Source organism: Vibrio algarum (assembly GCF_028204155.1).
Lineage (GTDB): Bacteria > Pseudomonadota > Gammaproteobacteria > Enterobacterales > Vibrionaceae > Vibrio > Vibrio algarum.
Genome location: NZ_JAQLOI010000001.1, coordinates 1,994,945 through 2,016,721 on the forward strand (window position 1 = coordinate 1,994,945; position 21,777 = coordinate 2,016,721).

19 protein-coding genes and 2 pseudogenes are annotated in these 21,777 nt (G+C 39.4%); 10 read left to right on the forward strand and 11 right to left on the reverse strand.

The window, feature by feature from the left end:
* Positions 1–45: 45 nt before the first annotated feature.
* Complete coding sequence (gene nagK, locus PGX00_RS09470) at positions 46–963, forward strand: N-acetylglucosamine kinase (RefSeq protein ID WP_272135586.1); 918 nt, start codon at positions 46–48, stop codon at positions 961–963.
* A 138-nt stretch (positions 964–1,101) separates the two neighbouring features.
* On the opposite strand, the gene PGX00_RS09475 is transcribed toward nagK, so the two are convergent.
* From PGX00_RS09475 to mobA, 3 genes and pseudogenes are all read right to left on the reverse strand, one after another.
* Positions 1,102–1,362 (reverse strand): DUF2960 family protein, encoded by a 261-nt coding sequence (locus tag PGX00_RS09475; protein WP_272135588.1) that lies wholly within the window; start codon positions 1,360–1,362, stop codon positions 1,102–1,104.
* Between the two features lie 8 nt (positions 1,363–1,370).
* Positions 1,371–1,886, reverse strand: a pseudogene (gene mobB / locus PGX00_RS09480) (molybdopterin-guanine dinucleotide biosynthesis protein B); the annotation flags it as partial.
* 6 nt (positions 1,887–1,892) lie between these two features.
* Positions 1,893–2,462 (reverse strand): annotated as a pseudogene (gene mobA / locus PGX00_RS09485) (molybdenum cofactor guanylyltransferase MobA); the annotation flags it as partial.
* Positions 2,463–2,648: 186 nt separating this feature from the next.
* On the opposite strand from mobA, the gene PGX00_RS09490 reads away from it, so the two are divergent.
* From PGX00_RS09490 to cobB, 5 genes are all read left to right on the forward strand, one after another.
* Positions 2,649–4,091, forward strand: a complete 1,443-nt coding sequence (locus PGX00_RS09490) for a sigma-54-dependent transcriptional regulator (protein ID WP_272135590.1) — start codon at positions 2,649–2,651, stop codon at positions 4,089–4,091.
* A 12-nt stretch (positions 4,092–4,103) separates the two neighbouring features.
* Positions 4,104–4,802, forward strand: coding sequence for a hypothetical protein (locus PGX00_RS09495; protein WP_272135592.1), 699 nt, complete (start codon positions 4,104–4,106; stop codon positions 4,800–4,802).
* Positions 4,799–6,100: a sensor histidine kinase gene (locus PGX00_RS09500; protein WP_272135594.1), complete on the forward strand. Its 1,302-nt coding sequence runs from the start codon at positions 4,799–4,801 to the stop codon at positions 6,098–6,100. Before PGX00_RS09495 ends, PGX00_RS09500 begins: the two co-directional genes overlap by 4 nt.
* 417 nt (positions 6,101–6,517) lie before the next feature.
* A complete protein-coding gene (locus PGX00_RS09505) occupies positions 6,518–7,738 on the forward strand; it encodes an ammonium transporter (protein WP_272135595.1) in 1,221 nt (406 codons plus the stop codon).
* 139 nt (positions 7,739–7,877) lie between these two features.
* Positions 7,878–8,609 carry a Sir2 family NAD+-dependent deacetylase gene (gene cobB / locus PGX00_RS09510; protein WP_272135597.1) on the forward strand — a complete coding sequence of 244 codons (732 nt, stop codon included), beginning with the start codon at positions 7,878–7,880 and terminating at the stop codon, positions 8,607–8,609.
* Positions 8,610–8,668: 59 nt separating this feature from the next.
* Here the strand turns inward: cobB and PGX00_RS09515 are convergent, their stop codons facing one another.
* The 4 genes from PGX00_RS09515 to potA all read right to left on the reverse strand — a co-directional run bounded on the left by PGX00_RS09515 (position 8,669) and on the right by potA (position 12,557).
* Positions 8,669–9,709, reverse strand: a complete 1,041-nt coding sequence (locus PGX00_RS09515) for an extracellular solute-binding protein (protein ID WP_272135598.1) — start codon at positions 9,707–9,709, stop codon at positions 8,669–8,671.
* A 97-nt stretch (positions 9,710–9,806) separates the two neighbouring features.
* A complete protein-coding gene (potC, locus tag PGX00_RS09520) occupies positions 9,807–10,601 on the reverse strand; it encodes a spermidine/putrescine ABC transporter permease PotC (RefSeq protein WP_272135600.1) in 795 nt (264 codons plus the stop codon).
* 2 nt (positions 10,602–10,603) lie between these two features.
* Positions 10,604–11,458, reverse strand: coding sequence for a spermidine/putrescine ABC transporter permease PotB (gene potB / locus PGX00_RS09525; RefSeq protein ID WP_272135602.1), 855 nt, complete (start codon positions 11,456–11,458; stop codon positions 10,604–10,606).
* Entirely contained in the window at positions 11,442–12,557 is a 1,116-nt protein-coding gene (potA, locus tag PGX00_RS09530; RefSeq protein WP_272135604.1) for a spermidine/putrescine ABC transporter ATP-binding protein PotA, read from the reverse strand. Before potA ends, potB begins: the two co-directional genes overlap by 17 nt.
* A 327-nt stretch (positions 12,558–12,884) precedes the next feature.
* Here potA and PGX00_RS09535 point away from each other — a divergent pair, with 327 nt between their 5' ends.
* From PGX00_RS09535 to ttcA, 4 genes are all read left to right on the forward strand, one after another.
* On the forward strand, positions 12,885–13,796 hold the full coding sequence (locus PGX00_RS09535; protein WP_272135606.1) for a DUF2189 domain-containing protein: 912 nt from the start codon (positions 12,885–12,887) through the stop codon (positions 13,794–13,796).
* The gene (locus tag PGX00_RS09540) at positions 13,789–14,583 is read left to right on the forward strand and encodes a glucosaminidase domain-containing protein (RefSeq protein WP_272135608.1); all 795 of its coding nucleotides are present in this window, start codon (positions 13,789–13,791) and stop codon (positions 14,581–14,583) included. Before PGX00_RS09535 ends, PGX00_RS09540 begins: the two co-directional genes overlap by 8 nt.
* 62 nt (positions 14,584–14,645) lie before the next feature.
* Positions 14,646–15,308, forward strand: coding sequence for a DUF2987 domain-containing protein (locus PGX00_RS09545; RefSeq protein ID WP_407702349.1), 663 nt, complete (start codon positions 14,646–14,648; stop codon positions 15,306–15,308).
* 294 nt (positions 15,309–15,602) lie between these two features.
* The gene (gene ttcA, locus PGX00_RS09550; RefSeq protein ID WP_272135611.1) at positions 15,603–16,496 is read left to right on the forward strand and encodes a tRNA 2-thiocytidine(32) synthetase TtcA; all 894 of its coding nucleotides are present in this window, start codon (positions 15,603–15,605) and stop codon (positions 16,494–16,496) included.
* Between the two features lie 123 nt (positions 16,497–16,619).
* On the opposite strand, the gene uspE is transcribed toward ttcA, so the two are convergent.
* The 4 genes from uspE to PGX00_RS09570 all read right to left on the reverse strand — a co-directional run bounded on the left by uspE (position 16,620) and on the right by PGX00_RS09570 (position 21,771).
* The gene (gene uspE / locus PGX00_RS09555) at positions 16,620–17,567 is read right to left on the reverse strand and encodes a universal stress protein UspE (RefSeq protein ID WP_272135613.1); all 948 of its coding nucleotides are present in this window, start codon (positions 17,565–17,567) and stop codon (positions 16,620–16,622) included.
* A gap of 162 nt (positions 17,568–17,729) precedes the next feature.
* On the reverse strand, positions 17,730–18,479 hold the full coding sequence (locus tag PGX00_RS09560; protein ID WP_272135616.1) for an FNR family transcription factor: 750 nt from the start codon (positions 18,477–18,479) through the stop codon (positions 17,730–17,732).
* A gap of 99 nt (positions 18,480–18,578) precedes the next feature.
* Positions 18,579–19,409: a cbb3-type cytochrome oxidase assembly protein CcoS gene (gene ccoS, locus PGX00_RS09565; protein WP_272135618.1), complete on the reverse strand. Its 831-nt coding sequence runs from the start codon at positions 19,407–19,409 to the stop codon at positions 18,579–18,581.
* On the reverse strand, positions 19,402–21,771 hold the full coding sequence (locus PGX00_RS09570) for a heavy metal translocating P-type ATPase (RefSeq protein WP_272135620.1): 2,370 nt from the start codon (positions 21,769–21,771) through the stop codon (positions 19,402–19,404). The genes ccoS and PGX00_RS09570 overlap by 8 nt, the downstream gene beginning before the upstream one ends.
* Positions 21,772–21,777 lie beyond the last annotated feature (6 nt).

A 21,777-nucleotide genomic window follows, 5' to 3' on the forward strand; every position in this document is an offset into this window, starting at 1 on the left:
TTATTTTTTGATTCCCTATTTGGAATCTGCAATTAGGAGAGAACCATGTACTACGGCTTTGACGTTGGCGGCACAAAAATAGAATTTGGTGCTTTTAACGATAAATTAGAACGTGTAGCGACAGAACGCGTACCAACGCCCAGTGATGATTACCAACTACTGGTAGACACTATTTCGGGTATGGTAAAGAAATACGATCTGCAGTTTGAAACGGAAGGAACAGTCGGGCTGGGTCTTCCTGGAATGGAAAGTGCTGACGATGGAACCGTATTAACGGTCAATATCAAAGCAGCGAAAGGTAAACCATTACGTTTTGATTTAGAAAAGGCAATTGGACGTAAAGTTCTCATAGAGAATGATGCTAACTGTTTTGCACTGTCAGAAGCGTGGGATGAAGAACTACAAAACGAAAAATCGGTAGCTGGCTTGATCCTTGGAACTGGTTTTGGCGGTGGTTTTGTTTTCGATGGTAAGATTTTTTCTGGCCACAATAACGTTGCCGGTGAAGTAGGGCATATGCGTCTACCAATCGATGCATGGTTCCATTTGGGTGATACTGGTACCGCACCATTATTGGATTGTGGTTGCGACAAAAAAGGGTGTTTAGATAACTATCTTTCAGGCCGAGGCTTTGAACTTCTTTATGCTCATTATTATGGCGAGAAAAAGAAAGCGATTGATATTATAAAAGCGCAAGCAGAGGGCGATGCTAATGCAGTCGAGCATGTAGAGCGTTTTATGGAGCTTGTTGCTATCTGTTTTGCAAACCTGTTTACAGGTCTTGATCCTGATGTGGTTGTGCTTGGCGGTGGTTTGTCTAACTACGATCTTCTGTACCAAGAGTTACCAAAGCGAATTCCTAAATATCTTATGTCTGTTGCTAAGTGTCCTAAAATCATGAAAGCGAAACATGGTGACTCTGGCGGTGTTCGCGGAGCTGCGTTCCTAAACATCAAACAGTAGAATTGAAACATTCCGGGCAAATTATAATCCTGTCCTCTGAATGCCTAAATATCAGCAAGATTCCAATATAAATGAGAATCTTGCTGATTTTAGATACCTACTTTCGCGGGTGTGAGGCGGTGTAATGCCCCATCGTTGTTACTTTTCGCCTACACCACGATTCTCTTTTTTAGCCAACGTTATTTTTCCAAACCCCAGCTTTTTAAAGTAATTGTCTCGATAATCTCTAACCGCTTTAGTAGAAGAAACCGCTTCTATTTGCTGTTCCATTTTTAGAAAATCCGAAATATCTATCCCTTCCGCTTCTGCAACTGCTTCTTGAATAGTTCTATGTTTCTCATAAGAAAATGTAAGTGTTTTTTCTTGTTTTTTGTATAAATAAAGAATGGTTCTGGCCATTTTTAACCCTTGTTAAACTGGTTTACATAAGAAATTACGAACTCAGTAATTCCGTCAATATCATTGATATCTAGTTGTGGTAAAGCGCTTTCAACTTTAACGTCAGCAGCAATTGCAATTATTGAGTCGTCTTGGTCATACAACCAAGGTTTGCCAACGGCATTTCGATGAAGTTCTATCTTAGGAAAAGAGAGGGTCTTACAACCCTCAACCAGAATAAGGTCCAATTTAGTATGATCGAACATATTCAATAGATATTCAAAATTCTCTTCTTCATCGGGCGTTTCAGTAAACAATACATGCCTTTTACCTGACGCAACAAGCATCTGGTTGGCTCCTGCTTTACGAAGTCTGTAGCTGTCTTTGCCCGGTGTATCTAAATCAAAATCGTGATGGGCATGTTTAAGCACGGCAACTCGCACTCCACGATCTTTAATTTTTGGAAGCATGGCTTCCAGTAGCGTCGTCTTGCCGGTTCCACTGTATGCTGCGAATCCGAGCAGAGGTAAATCAGGTATCTGCATTTTATTACCGAATTGAGTGAGTTCTTCTGGTGTATTAAGGTTGATGAAAGTTTCTGGTTTATCGGAAAAGTCGACATATTGAGTGTTGCACTGTTCTAATAATAGCTTTATTTTACGATCACCCGCGTGCAGAAAATCTTCTAATTTGGGAAGTGAACGCACATTCCAAATACTGAATACCGGTTGCGCGTATTTTCCATCATGAGCAACGTATACATCTACCTTGGAGTCTAAGTTCTGGCTTAGACGCTGTACAAGATCTCTTGGAATATTTGGAGTGTCACAAGGAGTAAATCCTACCCAGTCAGTATTTGCACTGATTAATGATGCGTGAATACCAGCTAATGGACCTTGAAATCCACCAATCTCGTCACCGTGTACCTTTGCAAAATTGCCATAGCGATCTTGATTCCGATTGGCGTTAATTCGAATCTGGTCAACTTGGTCAAACAGCCGAGAATGCACGGTTTCTATAAGGGTCTTGCCATTGAGCATTAAAAGTCCTTTGTCGCTTCCGCCCATTCTAGAAGCTTTCCCACCGGCTAATATTACCCAACTTATTGAATTGTTGTTCATTTGTTTTCTTAAAATAATATGTAATTAAAAATCGTTGTTAAACAATCACTAATAAAGAACTCGATTATATTTTATTCAATTAATTGAATAGCTGCTAGCATGAGTGAAGCTGATTATATATAATTCTGCCTATGCAATGCATATCTATGTTCTTATCTTTCTAAACCTTTTAATTAGCTGTCCTATATGCCAACAACCTCTAAGTATACCACAGACCATACCACGCCTATTGATATTCAGTATCAAGGAATTTCAATATTAGTCGTTGATGATGATCCGGGTATTTGCGAGCTGCTTCAGAAGGCACTAAGGAAATTGTTTCAGCAAATAGATACAGCTTTAAGCGTTTCGCAGGCTGAACAACTGCGGCTGAAAAATCAATACGATGTGATCATGCTCGATATCAATTTACCTGACCGGTCTGGAATTGATTGGTATGAAGTATTTGAAGATAGTGCTGATAGCACAGATGTTATTTTTATTACTGGTTATGCAAATTTACAAACGGCTATCAAAGCATTAAAACTTGGTGCAAGTGATTTTATACTTAAACCATTTAATTTAGATCAGATCTATACAGCGGTTAAGCGATGTGTAGACAATCGAGTTCAAAAACGGATTAATACCGCACTCAAGCGGGATGCCTTGAGATATCAATCCGATACGCTCATAGGTAATTCAAAACAAAGCCGTACATTAAATAAACAGATAAACCAATATGCGCCCTCTAAAGCTGCCGTCTTAATTCAGGGAGAGTCAGGCACAGGAAAAGAACTCGTTGCACGAGAGCTTCATTTAAGAAGCGAGCGTAACGGGGCATTTGCGCCATTGAATTGCGGTGGGATGGATGCAACAAATCTAGCGAATGAACTATTTGGATATTGTAACCCTATGGGCGCAGGAGAATGTCGTGAGGGTTTGTTGCGATTAGCAAATGGTGGAACGCTGTTTTTAGATGAAGTAAGCGAGCTTCCTGCAAGTATCCAATCAGCTCTATTGAGAGTTTTAGAAGAGCAAGTAGTTAGACCATTAGGTGCAAATAGAGTTTTCACTACTGATGTTAGAATCATTTCAGCGACCAACAAAGATCTAAAAAAACAAGTGGAAAACGGTGAGTTTCGTCAAGATTTATACTTTCGGCTCAACGTTCTAAGTATCTATGTAACACCATTAAGAGAAAGAACTAGCGATCTCATTCAATTAATTCCATATTTTGCAAAGACTTTAGCAAGAGAGCAGGGGGTAACGGCTCCAGAATGGCATGCTTATGAGATAGATTCCCTGAACGGATATCATTGGCCAGGAAACATAAGAGAACTCCGTAACTTGATAGAACGCTCGATACTGACTGGCAAGCCGCTCTCTTATCATTGGCAAGAGATTTCAAAGGACGTTATTCCTCGTCAACAGATGATGAAAATTAGCAGTAACACGGGCAGTATTTCGCTGCCTATGTTGACTGAGCATGATACGAATGGTTATCCAGATGACTGGGAAATAAAAGCCGTCGAAAAAGCGCACATAATTAAGGTTGTCGATGTTTGTGACGGGAATAAAACCGCCGCGTCTAAAAAATTAAAAATATCTAGAAAAACATTAGATAGAAAGTTCAAGGAATGGAGTTCATAAACAGGTGATATCATGTATAGCAATCTAAAGAAAAAGATTAGAACCACTCTTAGATACCGGCTATTTTTTCTGATTTCACTTCCTATCATCACCACTTTGATCTCGTTAGTCGCAGTGTCTTTCTACTGGACCGTTAATTACACTTGGCAAAGTGCTTTAAATGATGTGTCTGAAAAACTCAATATTGTTCAGAATAGCATAACGATAATGCAAGAAAGACAGCACGATTTGATTCGTAGCTACGCCAATTCATACCCTTTTAAGAAACAACTTTTTGACAAAAATAGCACTTCTGAAGAGATCAATTACTGGATTCAATCACAAGAGCCATTTCAGCAGTTTGATTTCGTAAACTGGGTGCCGTTAGAAAAAATAGACAATGAGTTTTTATATATTAGTTATACACAAACTCCCGCTTTTTTTGATGTACTGACCTCGGAAAAGCTTGATCAATTTTCCCCTGAGTTGTCGGGCAAAGCACAGGTATTGATTCAACAAGACAAGACTTTCCTTACTGAGGGATTAGTCAGTCGAGCTGTTTATCCAGTGCGAGATGAGAATGGGAGGCTAATGGGCTATCTTGACGGCGGAATATTGTTCAATAATAACCATTCCGTTGTGGATGAATATAGAGACCTGATTTATCCCTATATTCATGATAAGTCTTCTGAACACGGCACGGTAACTATTTTTTGGGTGACCTTAGGGTGAGTACGAATGTTCTCTCCCAAACCAATGGTGGACGTGCTCTTGGAACGAGAGTCTCCAATGTGGTTAAAGAGGCGGTTTTAACCAAAGGAGAAGACTTTATAGATAAAGCCTTTGTATTCGATGACTGGTATATATCGGGTTATCAACCGATATACGACCATAAAAATATAATAGTGGGTATTCTATATACTGGCTATGAGATTTGGCCGTTTGTTGAAACCTATGTCATAAACCTTATCGAAATCTTCGGAACTATTTTAATCGTATTGTTAGTGTCAGGCGGGCTGGTATATAAAAATGCAAATGACCTGTTTTATCCAATTCAACGGATTTCACGTACAGTAAGGTTGGTAAAAAATGGAAAAAATGAACGTATCGGCGATCTTGAACTTGACCATGAACACGAATTAACGGAATTGAGTATCCAATTTGACAGCATGTTAGATCAATTAGAGGCAAGAAAAAAAGAACTACAAAATGCAGCTGATCAACTTGAGTACAAGGTGGTTTCTAGAACTGAAAGATTAAATCATAAAACCAGAGAATTAGAAGGGCACATAGAGTTACTAAATGAAACTAGAGACAAACTGATTAACAATGAGAAACTTGCCGCACTCGGAAAGCTAACCGCGGGTATAGCCCATGAGATAAATAACCCCATCACAGTAATATTGGGCAATGTACAACTTTTGCAAATGGATTTTGCCAATGTCGATCCTTCTATTCGTAAAGAACTTGATAACATCGTTAATCAGATAAATCGTATTACCTATATTACCTCTAGCCTTCTTCAATATAGTCGCGCTGGAAATGAGGCAGAAGCACTCTCTGATGAAAAAGTTTCGGATGTTGTGAAAGAAGCTATAATACTGGTTAGAACGGGTACCCATAAAACGACTATAAACTACGTAACGCACTTCTCAGATAGTCAGTTAGTCCAGTGTAAACGAAATCAGCTATTACAAATTCTTATTAATATACTCATGAATGCTACGCAGGCTATGCTAGGAAGGGGATTTTTAAGTGTCTTTACTGAAGACTGGATAATAGACGCAAAGGTTGAAGGCGTTATTATACATGTTCAAGATAAAGGCTGCGGAATTAGCTCTGATGATATTGGTCAAATCTTTGAACCATTCTACACGACCAAATCAGATGGTACTGGATTGGGATTGGCGTTATCTCAAAATTTAATTAACCAAATTGGTGGAAAAATAAAGGTAAAATCACAAGTAGGTGTTGGTTCAACCTTCAGTATATTCCTCAAAAAACATGTGGTATCAGAACCACATAAATAAACTGCCTGTCCAGATTGCTGATGTCGCTTTTGCGTAGCATGAAAATACCAATAGCGAATTATCAACGCTCATGTTTAGTAATTGCAAAAACCTTAACAAAAAAGAGCCCACAAAAACTTCACTTCCTAAATATACCCATTTTTGCGCATCTTGCTCGTTTCGATTGAGTGCAATAAAAGTGCGATAAGCACCATTATAGTGCACTCAGTACATGAGGACGACCCGGGGAAATGGCGCCAATTATTAAATATTTCTATTTATCAATAAGATAAATTTCTATATCGCAATTTGGTAGTTACATTATTTATGGAACATTAATTGCTTAGACATTTACCAGAATAATGAAGTGACCATTTTTGGTTAGAAATTAGATACGACGCACAACTATAGTGCGGTATACACGGAGTAGTATTTATAATGAGTATTTCTGCTAACGAAGTTCATGGTGCAGTACAAATATTAACGCAAAGTTCAGACACGCTTTTTTTGCTATTAGGTGCGATTATGGTGTTTTTGATGCACGCTGGTTTCGCCTTCTTGGAAGTGGGTACCGTAAGAAAGAAAAACCAAGTCAATGCATTGGTGAAAATTCTTGCAGATTTTGGTGTATCTGCTGTCGCTTATTTCTTTATAGGCTATTGGGTTGCATATGATGCTAATTTTTTCTCGAGTGCGGAAACATTGTCTGCGGGAAATGGATATGAATTAGTTAAATTTTTCTTTCTATTAACCTTTGCAGCCGCTATTCCAGCGATAGTTTCTGGTGGTATTGCTGAACGTGCTCGATTTTATCCGATTCTAATAGCAACCTTTTTTACTGTCGGCTTTGTTTACCCATTTTTCGAAGGCATCATCTGGAACGGTAATTATGGTGTTCAGTCGTGGTTTGAATCGACATTTGGCGCAGGTTTTCATGATTTTGCAGGCTCGGTAGTCGTACATGGTGTAGGTGGATGGATAGCACTTGTTGCGGTTATCTTTTTGGGAATGCGAAAGGGTCGCATCCGTGCAGGGAAACACACAAACTTTGCCCCATCTAACATACCGTTTCTAGCACTAGGTGCTTGGATTCTGTCTGTTGGCTGGTTTGGATTCAATGTCATGTCTGCACAATCTCTTAACGGCATTAGTGGTCTTGTTGCGATGAATTCATTAATGGCAATGGTAGGCGGTATTCTTGCTGCACTTGTTGTAGGTAAAAATGACCCTGGATTCATTCATAATGGCCCTTTAGCTGGTTTAGTTGCGGTTTGTGCAGGATCGGATTTAATGCACCCAATCGGCGCTTTGATCACTGGAGCTATTGCGGGTGGGCTTTTTGTATGGTTGTTTACGTTTATGCAAAATAAAACTAAATTTGATGACGTGTTAGGTGTGTGGCCTCTTCATGGTGTTTGTGGCGCTTGGGGTGGTATTGCTGCCGGTATCTTTGGCCAATCTGCTCTAGGTGGCTTAGGTGGCATTAGCCTTACAGTACAAATCCTAGGAACAGTAATGGGTATTGTTGTTGCATTAATCGGGGCAGGGCTGGTTTACGGTATACTTAACCAGTTTGTTGGGATCCGCTTATCCGAAGAAGATGAGTTTAAAGGCGCAGATTTGGCGATACACAAGATTAGCTCTATCAACGAAGATTAGGCTACGAGATCTCATTTCTCATAAAAAACGGCGATTTCGCCGTTTTTTTCGACTATAGTCTAAAACCCTATCTCTATTAGTGGTATTTCCTAAGTGCTAAACTTTACTTATAGGTAAATAGTAAAGTGAAGGGAAGCTCATGTCATTTCCATATAAAAATATCGTTATTTTAACAGGTGCTGGTATCTCCGCTGAATCTGGTATCAAAACATTCCGTGCACAGGATGGTCTTTGGGAAAATCATAGGATTGAAGATGTTGCAACGCCTGAGGGCTTTCATGCAAATCCTGATTTGGTCCAAGATTTTTATAATAAACGACGTCAAAAACTTCAAAGTGAAGATATTAGGCCAAATTTGGCTCATATCGCTTTGGGGCGTTTAGAGGCAGAAATCGATGGTAAGGTAACGGTTATCACTCAGAATATTGACAATCTACATGAGCGAGGGGGAACCAAAAATATCATTCATATGCATGGTGAGCTTCTTAAAGCACGATGCTCAGAGTCTGGTCAGGTCGTAGAACACAAAGGTGATATAGAAACCGGTGAACTCTGCCACTGTTGTCAAATACCAGTACAAATGAGACCACATATTGTTTGGTTTGGGGAAATGCCGCTTCGTATGGGGGATATTTATTCGGCTTTAGAAGAAGTTGATTTGTTTATTTCGATAGGAACCTCAGGTGTAGTTTATCCTGCTGCTGGTTTTGTTCATGATGCACGTATGCATGGTGCTCACACAATTGAGATTAATCTAGAGCCATCGGCTGTCGAGAGCGAATTTGAGGAAAAAAGATACGGGAATGCGAGTGTCGAAGTACCGAAACTAGTAGATGAGCTACTTACTCATATTGAAGCCAAAAGAGCTTAGTATATTTTAACTATTAGAAAAGCGGCTTTCGCCGCTTTAATTTGGTTCACAAAACCTTATTACTGTTCAACTTTAAGCTTTTGGAAGTATTCTTCATAAAGTACGCTTGCTTCACCCACTTCATCCTGCCAAAAACCAGAATCCATCACTTTTTGAGGTGGGAAGATATTAGTGTCTTGTGCAAACTCTTTAGGTAATAAGTCATAAGCCGATTTAACCGGAGTAGGGTAACCGATTTCTAAAGCTATTTTTGCGGCATTTTCCGGGCGAAGTAGAAAGTCGATCATCTTATGTGCTGCGTCTACGTTTTGAGCGCCTGCTGGTATTGCCAAGCTATCCATCCAGAAAATCGTTCCTTTTTCTGGCCAGATAATATCGATATTTGCACCTTCCTCGCGTGCCATATAAGCGGAGCCGTTCCAAAGCATACCTACCGCTGTTTCGCCGGCTAAATATGGGTTAGCAGGGAAGTCGGAATTAAACACAAGTACATTTGGCATTAACTTTTTGAGTTCGTTATACGCGGCTTTAATTTCATCGGGATTGGTTGTGTTAGTAGAATAACCCAACCGTACCAATGCAATATGGAAAAACTCACGAGAGTCGTCCATCATCATTAGTTGGCCTTCCCATTTAGGATCCCAGAAGTCATCCCAGCTTTTAATTGAATCTTCATCCATCATATCGGTGTTTATACCAATACCGGTTGCACCCCAAATGTAAGGAATAGAATAAGAGTTATCAGGGTCAAACGACTTGTTAAGATAATTTTCGTCAAGATCTTTAAAGTGAGCTAGCTTGGATTTGTCTATCTCAGTCAACATATTTTCTTTACGCATTTTAGACACGAAATAAGTTGAGGGCACAACTAAGTCATAGCCTTTACCTTGTGTCTTTAACTTGGCATACATAGTTTCATTTGACTCGTATGTTGAGTAAATAACCTTTATTCCAGTCTCTTTTGTGAAGTCTTCTAAGACGGAATTGGGAATGTATTCAGACCAGTTATAAAAATAGAGTTCATTATCTGCGGCATAAGCACTTACAGATAGTGTAGCGGCGCAAAGGGCGCTCGAAAAAATTTTAGACCAGTTATTCATCATTTTTCCAACTATGTTGATTGTACTATTCAAAGAGCAATACTCTTTGAATAGTGGTTTATCTAGTAGATCGTTCGCGCTGAATATTAAACGAAGTTTATAACTTTGCAATCGAATTAGATCTACTTAATTTTTCTCTAGCGATGGCTTGCGAAAGTATCACCATAACGAGTGACACCACAAGCATCAATGTGGCTAGAGCGTTCACCTCCGGAGAGATACCAACCTTGACCATTGAATATATCTTAAGCGGTAATATTTCGTAAGCAGGGCCGGTAACAAACGAACTTATAATCACGTCATCTAAAGATAGTGTAAAACTAAGTAGCCAACCACCTACGACAGCAGGCATTGCTAAAGGCAGTAGTATCTGTTTTAAGATGACCCATTCACCGGCACCAAGATCTTTTGCAGCTTCCAACATTTTAACATCGAAACCTTTTAAACGGCTATAGACCGTGACAACGACAAACGGCAGGCAAAACGTTATATGCGCGATAAACAAGGTAACAAAGCCAAGTTGAGCACCAATAACTAAAAACAACGCTAATAAAGAGATAGCCATTACAATGTCTGGCGACATCATTACGATGAAAAGCAAACCATTTACCATGCGCTTGCCTTTAAAGCGGTAACGAAACAAAGCAACAGCAGTTAAACTTCCTATTATCGTGGCGACGGTGGCGGAATACACAGCTATATTTATTGAGTGCCAAGCTGCTTGCATTAAACTGTCATTGTTCAACAATGATTCATACCATTTTAGTGTCCATCCACCCCATTTCATACCAAATTTACTGGCATTAAATGAATTTAAAATAAGAACAATAATAGGCAGGTATAAGAACAAGTACACTAAGCTAACAAAACTGAAGTTAATAATGCGTTTCATCTTTACATTGTTCCTTTGCGGTTGATCATTTTTCCAACGCTATAGTAAACGTACAACATTATTGCCATAGCCGCTGTTAACGCAATACTAGTAGCGGCACCAAACGGCCAATCTCGGCTATTCAGTACTTGGCTTTTTATAACGTTGCCGATCAACAGATTTTTAGCTCCGCCTAGTAGGTCGGAAACGTAAAACATCCCAAGTGCGGGTAAAAGAACCAACAAGCAGCCACCAATAATACCCGGCATGGTAAGAGGTAGCGTTACCCGGAGAAAGGTCTGCAACTTATTTGCACCAAGATCTCTTGCCGCTTCAACATAGGTGTCATCCAATTTCTCAATGGCTGAGTACAAAGGCAAGATTATAAATGGTAAAAGGACGTAAACTAGACCTATCATCACGGCTGTCTCCGTATACATCAACCGGATCGGTTTTTCGATGATTTCTAGAGCGAGCAAACTTTTGTTTAGTATTCCTTGTGTCCCAAGCACAATTTTTAAGCCGTAGGTTCGTATCAAAGAGTTAGTCCAAAATGGAACGATAACTAAAAACAACATTAAAGGGCGCGCTTTAATTGGCATTTTCGCAACGATATAGGCAAATGGGTAACCGATAACGAGACACAGAGCCGTTGCAATAATGGCCATATAAAAAGAGTGGCTCAATACTTTCAAATACAACGGGTCGAATAAACGAGCATAATTATCGAGAGTAAAAGTCATCTCAATAAGATTCGCTTCATCTCTTGTAAGAAAACTGGTAACGATAATCATAACGTTAGGTAACATTACAAATAGCGTTAACCAAATTACGATTAACGAAATAATCGCTTTTTGAAGGCTAATCTTGCTGTTCATCTTTTAATACCACTTCCCAACTTTCTACCCATGTAACAGCCACTTTTTGACCAAGAGAGTGATCAACATCAGGGTCATCTTCATTAAAAAACTCGCTAACCATAACTCGTTCGCCGTTTACTAGTTCGACTACAGAATCTAATGTCATGCCTTTATATGTTCTTTCGCGTACATAACCAACAATCCCCTTAGACTCTGTTTCTTTAATTTCTTCTAGTCTTAAATCTTCCGGGCGCAACAGGATTTGTAGTTCTTCGTTAGGCGAAAACTCCTGTTCGTAATAAATAATGGATTCAATGCCATCTATAGTTACTAGAACTCGTTTTTTATCGATACGTTTTACTGCTTTAGACTTAAATACGTTTATTTCGCCAATAAAACGGGCAACAAAAAGGTTTTTAGGTTCTTCGTAAATCTCTTTAGGAGTCCCATCTTGTTCGATCATCCCGTCACGCATTACGATTATTCGGTCTGACATGGAAAGAGCTTCTTCTTGGTCATGGGTGACAAAAATAAAGGTGATTCCAAGTTTGCGTTGTAGTTGCTTTAACTCGATTTGCATCTGCTTACGCAGTTTATAATCGAGTGCTGATAGCGATTCATCTAGTAAAAGCACCTTAGGTTTGTTTACAACAGCGCGTGCAATAGCGACTCTCTGCTGTTGTCCTCCGGATAATTGCTGAGGTTCTCTATAAGCAAATTCCTCTAGCCTAACCATTCTTAAGGATTCTAAGACCCGTGGTTCTATTTCTGAGGCCGACACTTTTTGCATTCGAAGTCCAAACGCAACATTTTCAAACACCGTCATGTGCGGAAATAGCGCGTAACTTTGAAAAACTGTATTGACCGGGCGCTTTTCTGAAGGTATTTCGGTTACAATGTCACGTTCAATGGAGATGGTGCCAACATCTACTTGTTCAAAACCCGCGATAAGTCTGAGAACGGTTGTCTTACCGCAGCCGGAAGGGCCCAAAATAGTAAGAAACTCACCGTGATTCACCTTTAAATCAAGATTATTTATGATTTGCTTCCCGTCAAAACTTTTAGAAATTCCGGTTAAGCTTACAACTGGTGTAGAGGGGGATATTATTTGATTCAACGCCTAATTTGCTCCGTAACATTGAAAAACGGTACTCTATCTGTCATACCTCTAATAGAAAAAATAGTTTAGAAGTGTTCAGCATAAATGTTGAGCGAATAATAGTCTTCTATCTTAAAATTTCAAAGGCTTTTTAGCTCGAAAAATGACAATTTAATTACTAATATTATTTTGTTCATTTCTGTCTATTTTTGCGTACGATCTTCACGTTAATAAACATAAACAAGTTAGTGTTTCAAGAATGTAAACTATTTCAGTATACTAACCGGCATATTTGCATTAACCAAGAGCGCCGTCGTTAGTTTAATACCGCGCTCGGAATGAAAAATGACTAAAAACATAGAGAAAAACTTTAACTTGGGCGGTTCTATTGAAACGGCTTTAACAGGTAAGTATGAGCTAAAAGCGGGCGCAGTGCTTCAAGAAGCTTGGAAGTACACAGTAAAGAACTTTGTTTCGTTCTCTCCTGCAATTATTGCTCTTTTAATTGTTCAGGTTGCTATCTTCTATATCGCGTTAAAATTACAACTTGGCGATCCATCTATTATTTTACAAATGTTTCAAAATCCTGAAACATTTGATCAAAGCATAATAGAAGCGATTTTCATCGCAAACTTTAGTTACGAAGTCATCTCGGCGCCTATTTATGCAGGCGTATCACTGATGGCAATGAGCCATACGGCGGGATTGTTCACCAAACCAAATCATATCCTTAAAGGATTAGCTTTTACGGTTCCGGTTATCCTCGCAACACTGATGAGCCTTATCATACAAGGTGTAGCAGGCATGCTATTGCCAATGCTTTCAATGTATTTTTCGGTGGCATTTAGCAATGCGATACTATTGATATGCGAAAAACGTATACCTCCAATGCAGGCTCTCTTTCTGTCAATTCGTGCAGTCAATAAGAAACTTATTCCGCTCGGCGGCATTTATTTATTTCTAACTACGTTAATGTTTTTGTCAGCGATATTTTATGGATTTTTCCTTATTTTTACCTTGCCGTTTTTCTTCCACGCAAAAGGCATCATTTATCGCAATATGTTTGGTGTTTCATTGAAAATCATTGCTACCGATGAAGACCAACAAGAGCTCAATCGTAACCAAGATAAAGAGACTATCGGCGAAAACAGCAATATTGATAACAATGATGAACCCTATGAGGGCGGCCAAAATAAGCCGGATTCAGACAACGAGACTTCTGGTCACAAGAAAGGTTCCGACACTTTTGATGCGTAACTCATCTAGATGGCTGTTTATACTCACTATTGTTTTAGTAGCAGTAACAGTTTTAATAGCACGACAGCAAAAATTAGGACTAGATCCTGATTTTGAAACGGTGGTCCTACCTACTAGCACGCCTGATTTTGCATCCATTTCTGATGTTAATGAAAAAAAACAGGCGTTCTTTGATTTTTTAGGCCCTCAAATTCAGTTACAAAACCAATTAATATTGAAAGAACGAGAGCGCTTAATAAGTATTGAAAAGTCATTTCGAACTGAGTCCCTTTCGTCCAACGATGTCGAATATATACGTAAACTTGGGGAGCGATATTACTCGAGCATACCAACCGAAGGCGTGACACAAGATTGGCTAAATGAAATGCTAATAAAAGTGAATGTTTTGCCAAAAGCTCTTGTTCTTACCCAAGCGGCAAATGAATCGGCATGGGGGACGTCTCGCTTTGCAATTCAAGCCAATAATTATTTTGGTCAGTGGTGTTACAAAGCGGGATGTGGTCTAGTACCTCTTAAGCGACAGGAAGGAGCGACTCACGAAGTGGCTAAGTTCGATTCAGTAACCAAATCTGTGCATGGCTACTTTATGAATGTTAACCGCAATCGAGCATATGCCGCATTACGTAGCATCCGATCAGATTTAGCCACAAACGGAAAAGACCTAACGAGCGTCGATACTGCTATGGCATTGACCCAGGGGTTGCTTAGTTACTCAGAACGAGGTCAGGATTATATTAATGACCTTCAGACGATGATTCGCGCTAACAATAAGTTCTGGATAGATTGATTGTTGAACAAATTTTGTCGCTCGGTCGACTTGAAAACCAATAATTGGATAAAAATAATAATATGAAAAATAAAACTATCTTGGCATTACTTTGTACAATGGGTGTAGCTAGTTTTGCACCGTCTCTCGCGGCACAAGAATATATGTTTACCTATTCAAAGTTATACTCTCAGCTAAAGAATAACGCGAAAGAAGGGCATGAAGATGTGAAAGTGGGGTTTTTCTTTACTAATGCAGATACCAAAAAGCTCTGTACTATTGAAAAAGCTTGGATGGAAAAACAATCAAAGTACGAAGAACTGACCCCCGTTAATGGCAAAGAACTATTAGTGCCATTGGACAGTAATCTTAAATCAGCTAACCCTTTAGTCTTTGCCAAAACCCCCATGGATAAGCGATGCGATTTTTCTATGGTTGTAATGACTAAAGAACCACTTTCAAACAAAGTTTATTATAAAGATATTGAGAAACTATTACCTCAAATGCAAAGCATGTTGGCTGACCTAGGCGGGATGTTTGCAAGTTGGTTTACTCCAGATGTTGAAGGTTTAACACTAGAATTTAGTGATCAAAGTGCTGGCATGGTGAATTTTTCAAATGGTTTATCGGTAGATATTGTAGACGGTAAGGCTAGAATTAGATTGTCAGACTTGAAACCTGGTGATTATATAGAACTACCTGAGCCGACAACGAGAGTTCTACCTTGGTTACCTTCAGCCAACTAAGTATAACAACACGTCACATGGGCTTGAAACGAACTGTTATCTTATAAAATGTGAAGTTATTGATAGCAACTTATTCTATGTAAGGCTTGGTTGTTAATAGCTCTTATAAATTGCGTGTTTTCACTCTCTTCAAAACACAGTATAATCCGCGCCCAACTATATTTTTGAAAGACATGCCACCAAATAAGAACGTTTTCTTTTATTAGGGAAACGTGTTTACTATTTTAGTGGTGATCAAAAATAATTTCAGTAGAGAATAACCGTCGCTTAGAGCGATAGCATGAGAAATTTGTAATGAATCAAATTGATACCAGAAAACAAACGTTAGAATTCAACAAACTCCAAAAACGTTTGAGACGTAATGTTGGCAATGCCATTATCGACTACAACATGATCGAAGAAAACGATGTTGTGATGGCTTGCATTAGCGGGGGAAAAGATTCATTTGCAATGTTAGATATCTTGCTGAAACTCAAAAAAGCAGCTCCAATTAAATTTGATGTCGTTGCAGTAAACCTTGATCAAAAACAACCAGGATTCCCTGATCATATTTTGCCTGAGTACTTTAAAAACCTCGAGATACCTTACTATATCGTAGACAAAGATACCTATTCTGTTGTTCAAGAGAAGATTGAAGAAGGTAAAACCACGTGTGGTTTATGCTCTCGTTTACGCAGAGGTACTCTGTATTCATTTGCAGAAAAAATTGGAGCGACAAAGATTGCACTTGGCCACCATTTAGACGATATCGTTGAAACCATGTTTTTGAATATGTTTCATGGCGCGCGTCTAAAAGCGATGCCACCAAAACTACGCTCTGATGATGGTAGGAATGTTGTTATACGCCCATTAACCTACTGTAGAGAAAAAGATTTAATTCAATATGCTGACCATAAACAGTTCCCTATTATTCCATGTAACTTATGTGGTTCACAGGAAAACCTGCAACGTCAGAGTATCAAAGCAATGCTGATAGATTGGGATAGAAAAACACCAGGGCGCGTTGAAAAGATATTCAAATCTATTCAGAACGTTAGCCCTAGTCAATTGGCTGACAAATCACTATTTGATTTCGAGAACCTTCCTTTAGACAGAGAAGGGAAAAGAAAGGAATATGCTTTTGATGAAGCGCAGGTATCTTCTTCTAATATTGATGAGTCAATGTTCATTGACGTTTCAAACATCTAACAATAGGTAATTTACTTAGTAAAGAGCCAACAAATCTAGAAGACTTGCAGTTTAGTTATAAAGAAGTAGGTCTTAGGCAAAATTCACAGCCACACAGAATATAAGTGGCTGTGATTAATAGTTTTATGCTGTTTGATTTGGATCGAGAGGGCTGATAAATCCTTTGGGTTTCAAAGCTAACACATCGCAATTGATTTTATCAATCACATGTTCTGCTGTGTTACCTATAAATACAGCTGAAATGCCAGTTCGTCCAGTCGTTCCTAATATAACTAGACCTGCACTTAATTCTTGTACAATTGATGGTATAACGTCTTCAGGTAAACCTTGTTCTACTCTTGTGAACTCTTCATCAATACTGTGTTTTTGTCTTAGCGCTTTCATTGCTTTGAGGTGATGACCTCTTACCGCATCTGTATACGTAGTTGGATCAAACTCTGGAAGCTCAATAGTGATATTGGCAGGTGTAACAGGGTAAGAATTAACAAGATATGGTTTCGCGTCTAAACGGCCACAAAGATTTTTTACTTGCTCAACAATGCAGTCGTTTAACTCTATATGAACGGGATTTTCAGAGCCAACGTGTACTGACGCAACAACATGCCCATTCTCAGGCCATTCGTGTTCTTTAACAAGTAAAACAGGGCAGGGAGCCTTGCGAAGCAGATGCCAATCGGTTGGTGTGAAAATGACAGATTCTAGGATGTCATGTTTTCTTGTCGCCTTGATAAGAATATCGTGTTCACCTGCGAACACTTCACTAACTATGGCCTCATAAGGACGGTTATGCCATACAACCTTAACTTCAAAGTTAACACTATCATCGATATAGGGTTTCGCTACTTCATTCATCCAAGCACAGCGTTGTTGTATAACGCCTTTGCGCATAGCATCCCGTTCATCTATCGATAACATAGATGTCATCTCATACGAGAAATCGTAGATGGACAAGAAAAAGGTAATGTTACTTTTTGAGACACTCTTACGCGCAAGTTGCATTGCTCTCGCTAATGCTGGTTGAGGTTCGTTGTTTACATTCGCGACGACTAAAATTTTGTTATATATACTCATAACAATTCCCTTTTATAGAATGGAACCAAAGAGTTATTCAATATACTTTAACTGTAGCCTATTTGAGAAGAATAATTTAAGAAAAGAAATGAAAGTACGGTAGAAACATGAAGTGGCTCATTAGAGAGCCACTTGTATTTGATTTGCTTGCAATTTTTATAGCTACTCTTCGGTAGAGATACCAGCTAAAACTTTTAATTCATCGTGGTCTAGGATTGTAATGTATTTCCCTTTAACACTTAAAATATCAGACTTCTGAAAACGTCCAAGTAAGCGGCTAATAGTTTCAACCGTTAATCCCAGATAATTACCGATATCACCACGAGTCATGGTTAAGCGAAACTCTCTTGGGCTGAAGCCTCGTTGCGAGAATCGAGTCGATAAGTTAAATAAGAATGCAGCCAAACGTTCTTCCGCGTTCTTTTTAGATAGAAGCAAAATCATATCTTGGTCGCCCTTGATTTCGCTACTCATCAAACGCATGATTTGTTGACGAAGTTTAGGCATCTTCCCTGATAAATCATCTAAGATCTCATAAGGGATCTCACAAACCATTGATGTTTCAAGTGCCTGGGCAAATGAAGGGTGAGCATTACCGTTTATGGCATCAAAGCCGACTAAATCGCCTGCTAAATGGAATGCCGTAATTTGTTCGTCACCTTGTTCGGTTATCGTATAACTTTTTATGGTACCAGAACGAATCGCATAGAGAGACTTTAGGTCGTCTCCGGCTTTAAAAAGCTCCTGTCCTTTTTGGATAGGCTTTTTACGCTCGATGATCTGATCCAGCTGATCGAGCTCTGCTTCATTTAAGGTAAATGGTATGCAGAGTTGAGAAATACTACAATCTTGGCAGTGAATGGCACATCCACCGGACTGAATTCTTTTAGTTGCTGGTTTTTCTGAAATCATAACTTCCAAGTCACTATTTGATATACATCAATATTTTAGCATTGCTATCGCTGAAAGGATAGTTAAATAATTAACATATAAATCAGTAAATTAATCAACTTAAACTAATAAACTAACCGTTCCGGTTAAAATATAGATGCCGTACGATAAAAGTAAAACAGCGCCAGTTTGACGAAAATAGACGGAATTTTTCAGCCTGTTTATGTAAGAGGCTCCTACGCCAACAAGAAGCATAGATGGTAACGTACCGATGCCAAATGCTAGCATTAACATTGCTCCATTTAGGGCGCTACCGGAAACTGCTGACCAAGTTAACGCAGAGTATACTAATCCACAGGGTAGCCACCCCCATAGCAGGCCTAATGGTAAGGCGTGAAAAGGTGTGGGTAGTGGCAGCAAGCTCCGACTGATAGGAGCGAGATACTGCCATAAATGCTGACCGAGTTTTTCTACATAAACTAAACCATGCCACCATTTACCAATGTAAAGAGCAAGAATAATCATGACTATAGCCGACAACACTCTTAACCAATTTAAAATGGCGTAGTCCGATACGAGTGCTGCAGCGTTGGAAACGGTGCCACCGACAAAGGCACCAGCAACGACATAGCTGATTAAACGCCCCATATTATAAAGGATAGTGGTCAGTGCGCGGTTGGACTTAGTCACAGTGTTAATGCTCATAGCCGAAGCAATTCCGCCACACATACCGATACAGTGTGCAGAACCTAAAACTCCAACTATCAACGCTCCTATCCAATCACTTGTGAGCATTTTTTTCTTATCTAATTCGTCATCATCAAACAAGACATTTTGACCTTGGCGTTCAAGATCTTCAAATTGTTCACTTTTTACCGCCCATAAAAAAATACCTACGGCGATACACACGAAGACAACGGCTATTGGTATCAATATATACAAACTACCCATCTTTTTTTAACAACCTTAGTGAATTTGTAACGACAATAATTGAACTTGCAGACATGCCTACAACCGCAATATAGGGGGCCACATACCCGGTTACAGCAAGTGGGAGTATTAATAGATTATAACCTAATGACCAGGCAAGGTTTTGCCTAATTATTTTTCGAGTGTTCAAGGCAAGATTTCGAGCGCTTATAATTTTGCTCAATTTATCACCAAGCAATACAACGTCAGCTGAAGCCTTTGCGACATCTGTTCCGCCACCCATTGCAATTGATAAATGAGCGCCAGATAACGTTGGTGCGTCATTTATTCCATCACCTACCATGAGTGTAATATCGTCTTTTCCTAAGGTTCGTAAATAAGCGAGTTTGTCTTCTGGAGTCGCATCCGCAACAACGGTATCCATGTTGATTTTTGTTGCTACTTTATTCGCGTTTATCAATGAGTCTCCGGTTAAAAGTGTCGTCTTAACACCAAGAGTATGAAGTTGAGCAATAAAAGTTTTACTCTCATCTCTTATGGGATCACTGTAACTGAATGTCGCGACATGCACATCGTCTACTGAAAGAAAAATGGAAGAGGGAACCGACAGATTCTCGTTGCCAAGTACAAACTTAGCGTTACCTATTTTGCATGTCTTTTCTTGCCATACTCCTTGGATACCAAAGCCGATAACGTTTTTTACCTCAGTAATAATCGCGTTATTTGTACTGACCTGTTTAAAAGCTTTTGCTATAGGATGATTGGCGTGCTCTTCTAATGCAGCAGCGATTGATAAGCAAGTTTCTTTATCGTAAACAGAATAGAGGGAAACATCATCGATTCGAATTTCGCCCTTGGTTAATGTGCCTGTTTTGTCGATCACCAAGTGGTTAATTTTACAAAAAGTTTCTATTACATGCGCTTTACGAAGCAATAAGCCTAAATCACCCATCCTTGATGTTGCGCATGTGATAGCGGTTGGTGTAGCGAGTGACAATGCACAAGGGCAGGTGGCTACTAAAACAGAGAGCATTATCCAAAATGCATCTTCTGGTTGATGCTGCTGCCAATATAACCAAGTTGCGAAAGCGATGGTTAAAATGGCCCCCACAAAATATCTCGCAATAACGTCAGCTATTTGAGCTATTTTCGGTTTTGACATCTGCGCTTCATCTTGAAGACGTACGATACTGGCCAACATCGATTCAGCTTTGGTCGCCGTCACATTTAGCTCAAATACCTCGTCAGTGTTGATACTACCAGCGTAAACGAGGTCGCCAACAGATTTAACAACCGGAATGGCTTCGCCAGTAAGCATAGATTCATCAACATGAATACGACCACTAATTATAATTCCATCTGCCGGTATGTGCTCACCAGGTAAGACTCGAATTTTGTCTCCAGGTTGGAGAACTCGCACAGGCACTTGAGTTCCATCTATTTTGGTTGCCATAGCGGGAATCAATTTAAGAAGGTTGGCACTTGCAGCCGCTGCTTTTCTTCTTGCTCTCATTTCTAAAAAGCGACCAAGTAACAAGAAAAATGTAAACATTGAAACAGATTCAAAGAATACTTCACCTTTTTCCTGCACTGTTGCAACGACACTGGCCACATAGGCAAAGATCAAAGCGATAGAAACAGGGACATCCATCCCTAATGTGCGACCCTTTATGCTACGCCATGCGTTTAAATAGAATGGTAACGCAGAATAAACTAGTACTGGGGTGGCAAATAGCAAACTTACGATACGCAAATATTGCTTGAATTCAGAATCAAGATCACTAAAGACTTCAAAATATAGAGCGACTGCAAGCATCATTACTTGCATGGAGGCAAGACCAGCTACACCTAAACGATATAAATATTGTTTCATCGATTGGTGGTAGTTAGCTTCATGTGCATCCGCTTCGAATGGAGCCGCTTTATAGCCGAGATTATGGATGTACGAGAGCAGGTCACTCAGTTTTGTTTCAGTATTATCCCAGCTTAATATCGCTCTATTAGTGGTGGTATTAACTCGAATTGAATTAACCCCGGTTTTATCGTTTATCTGTTTTTCAATTAGCCAAGCACAAGCAGCACAAGTGACCCCCTCTAAAGAGAGCGTCACTTCGGATGCATTATCATTTTTTCGTACAAATTCAGACTGAACGTCTTCATTGTCATAGTTTATAAGCGCTTTTAGTTGTTCTGGTACAAGATCCGCTTTTTCTGCCATTTCAGTTCGATATTGATAATAACTCACTAAGCCACTATCAATAATTGTTTGAGCCACTGCTTGGCAGCCAGGGCAACACATTTTTCGAGGTTCATCTAGTATTTCTACAATAAAATCCGTGTTCGCTGGTACATCTTCACCGCAGTGATAACACGAGTGTTTCATAGTGAT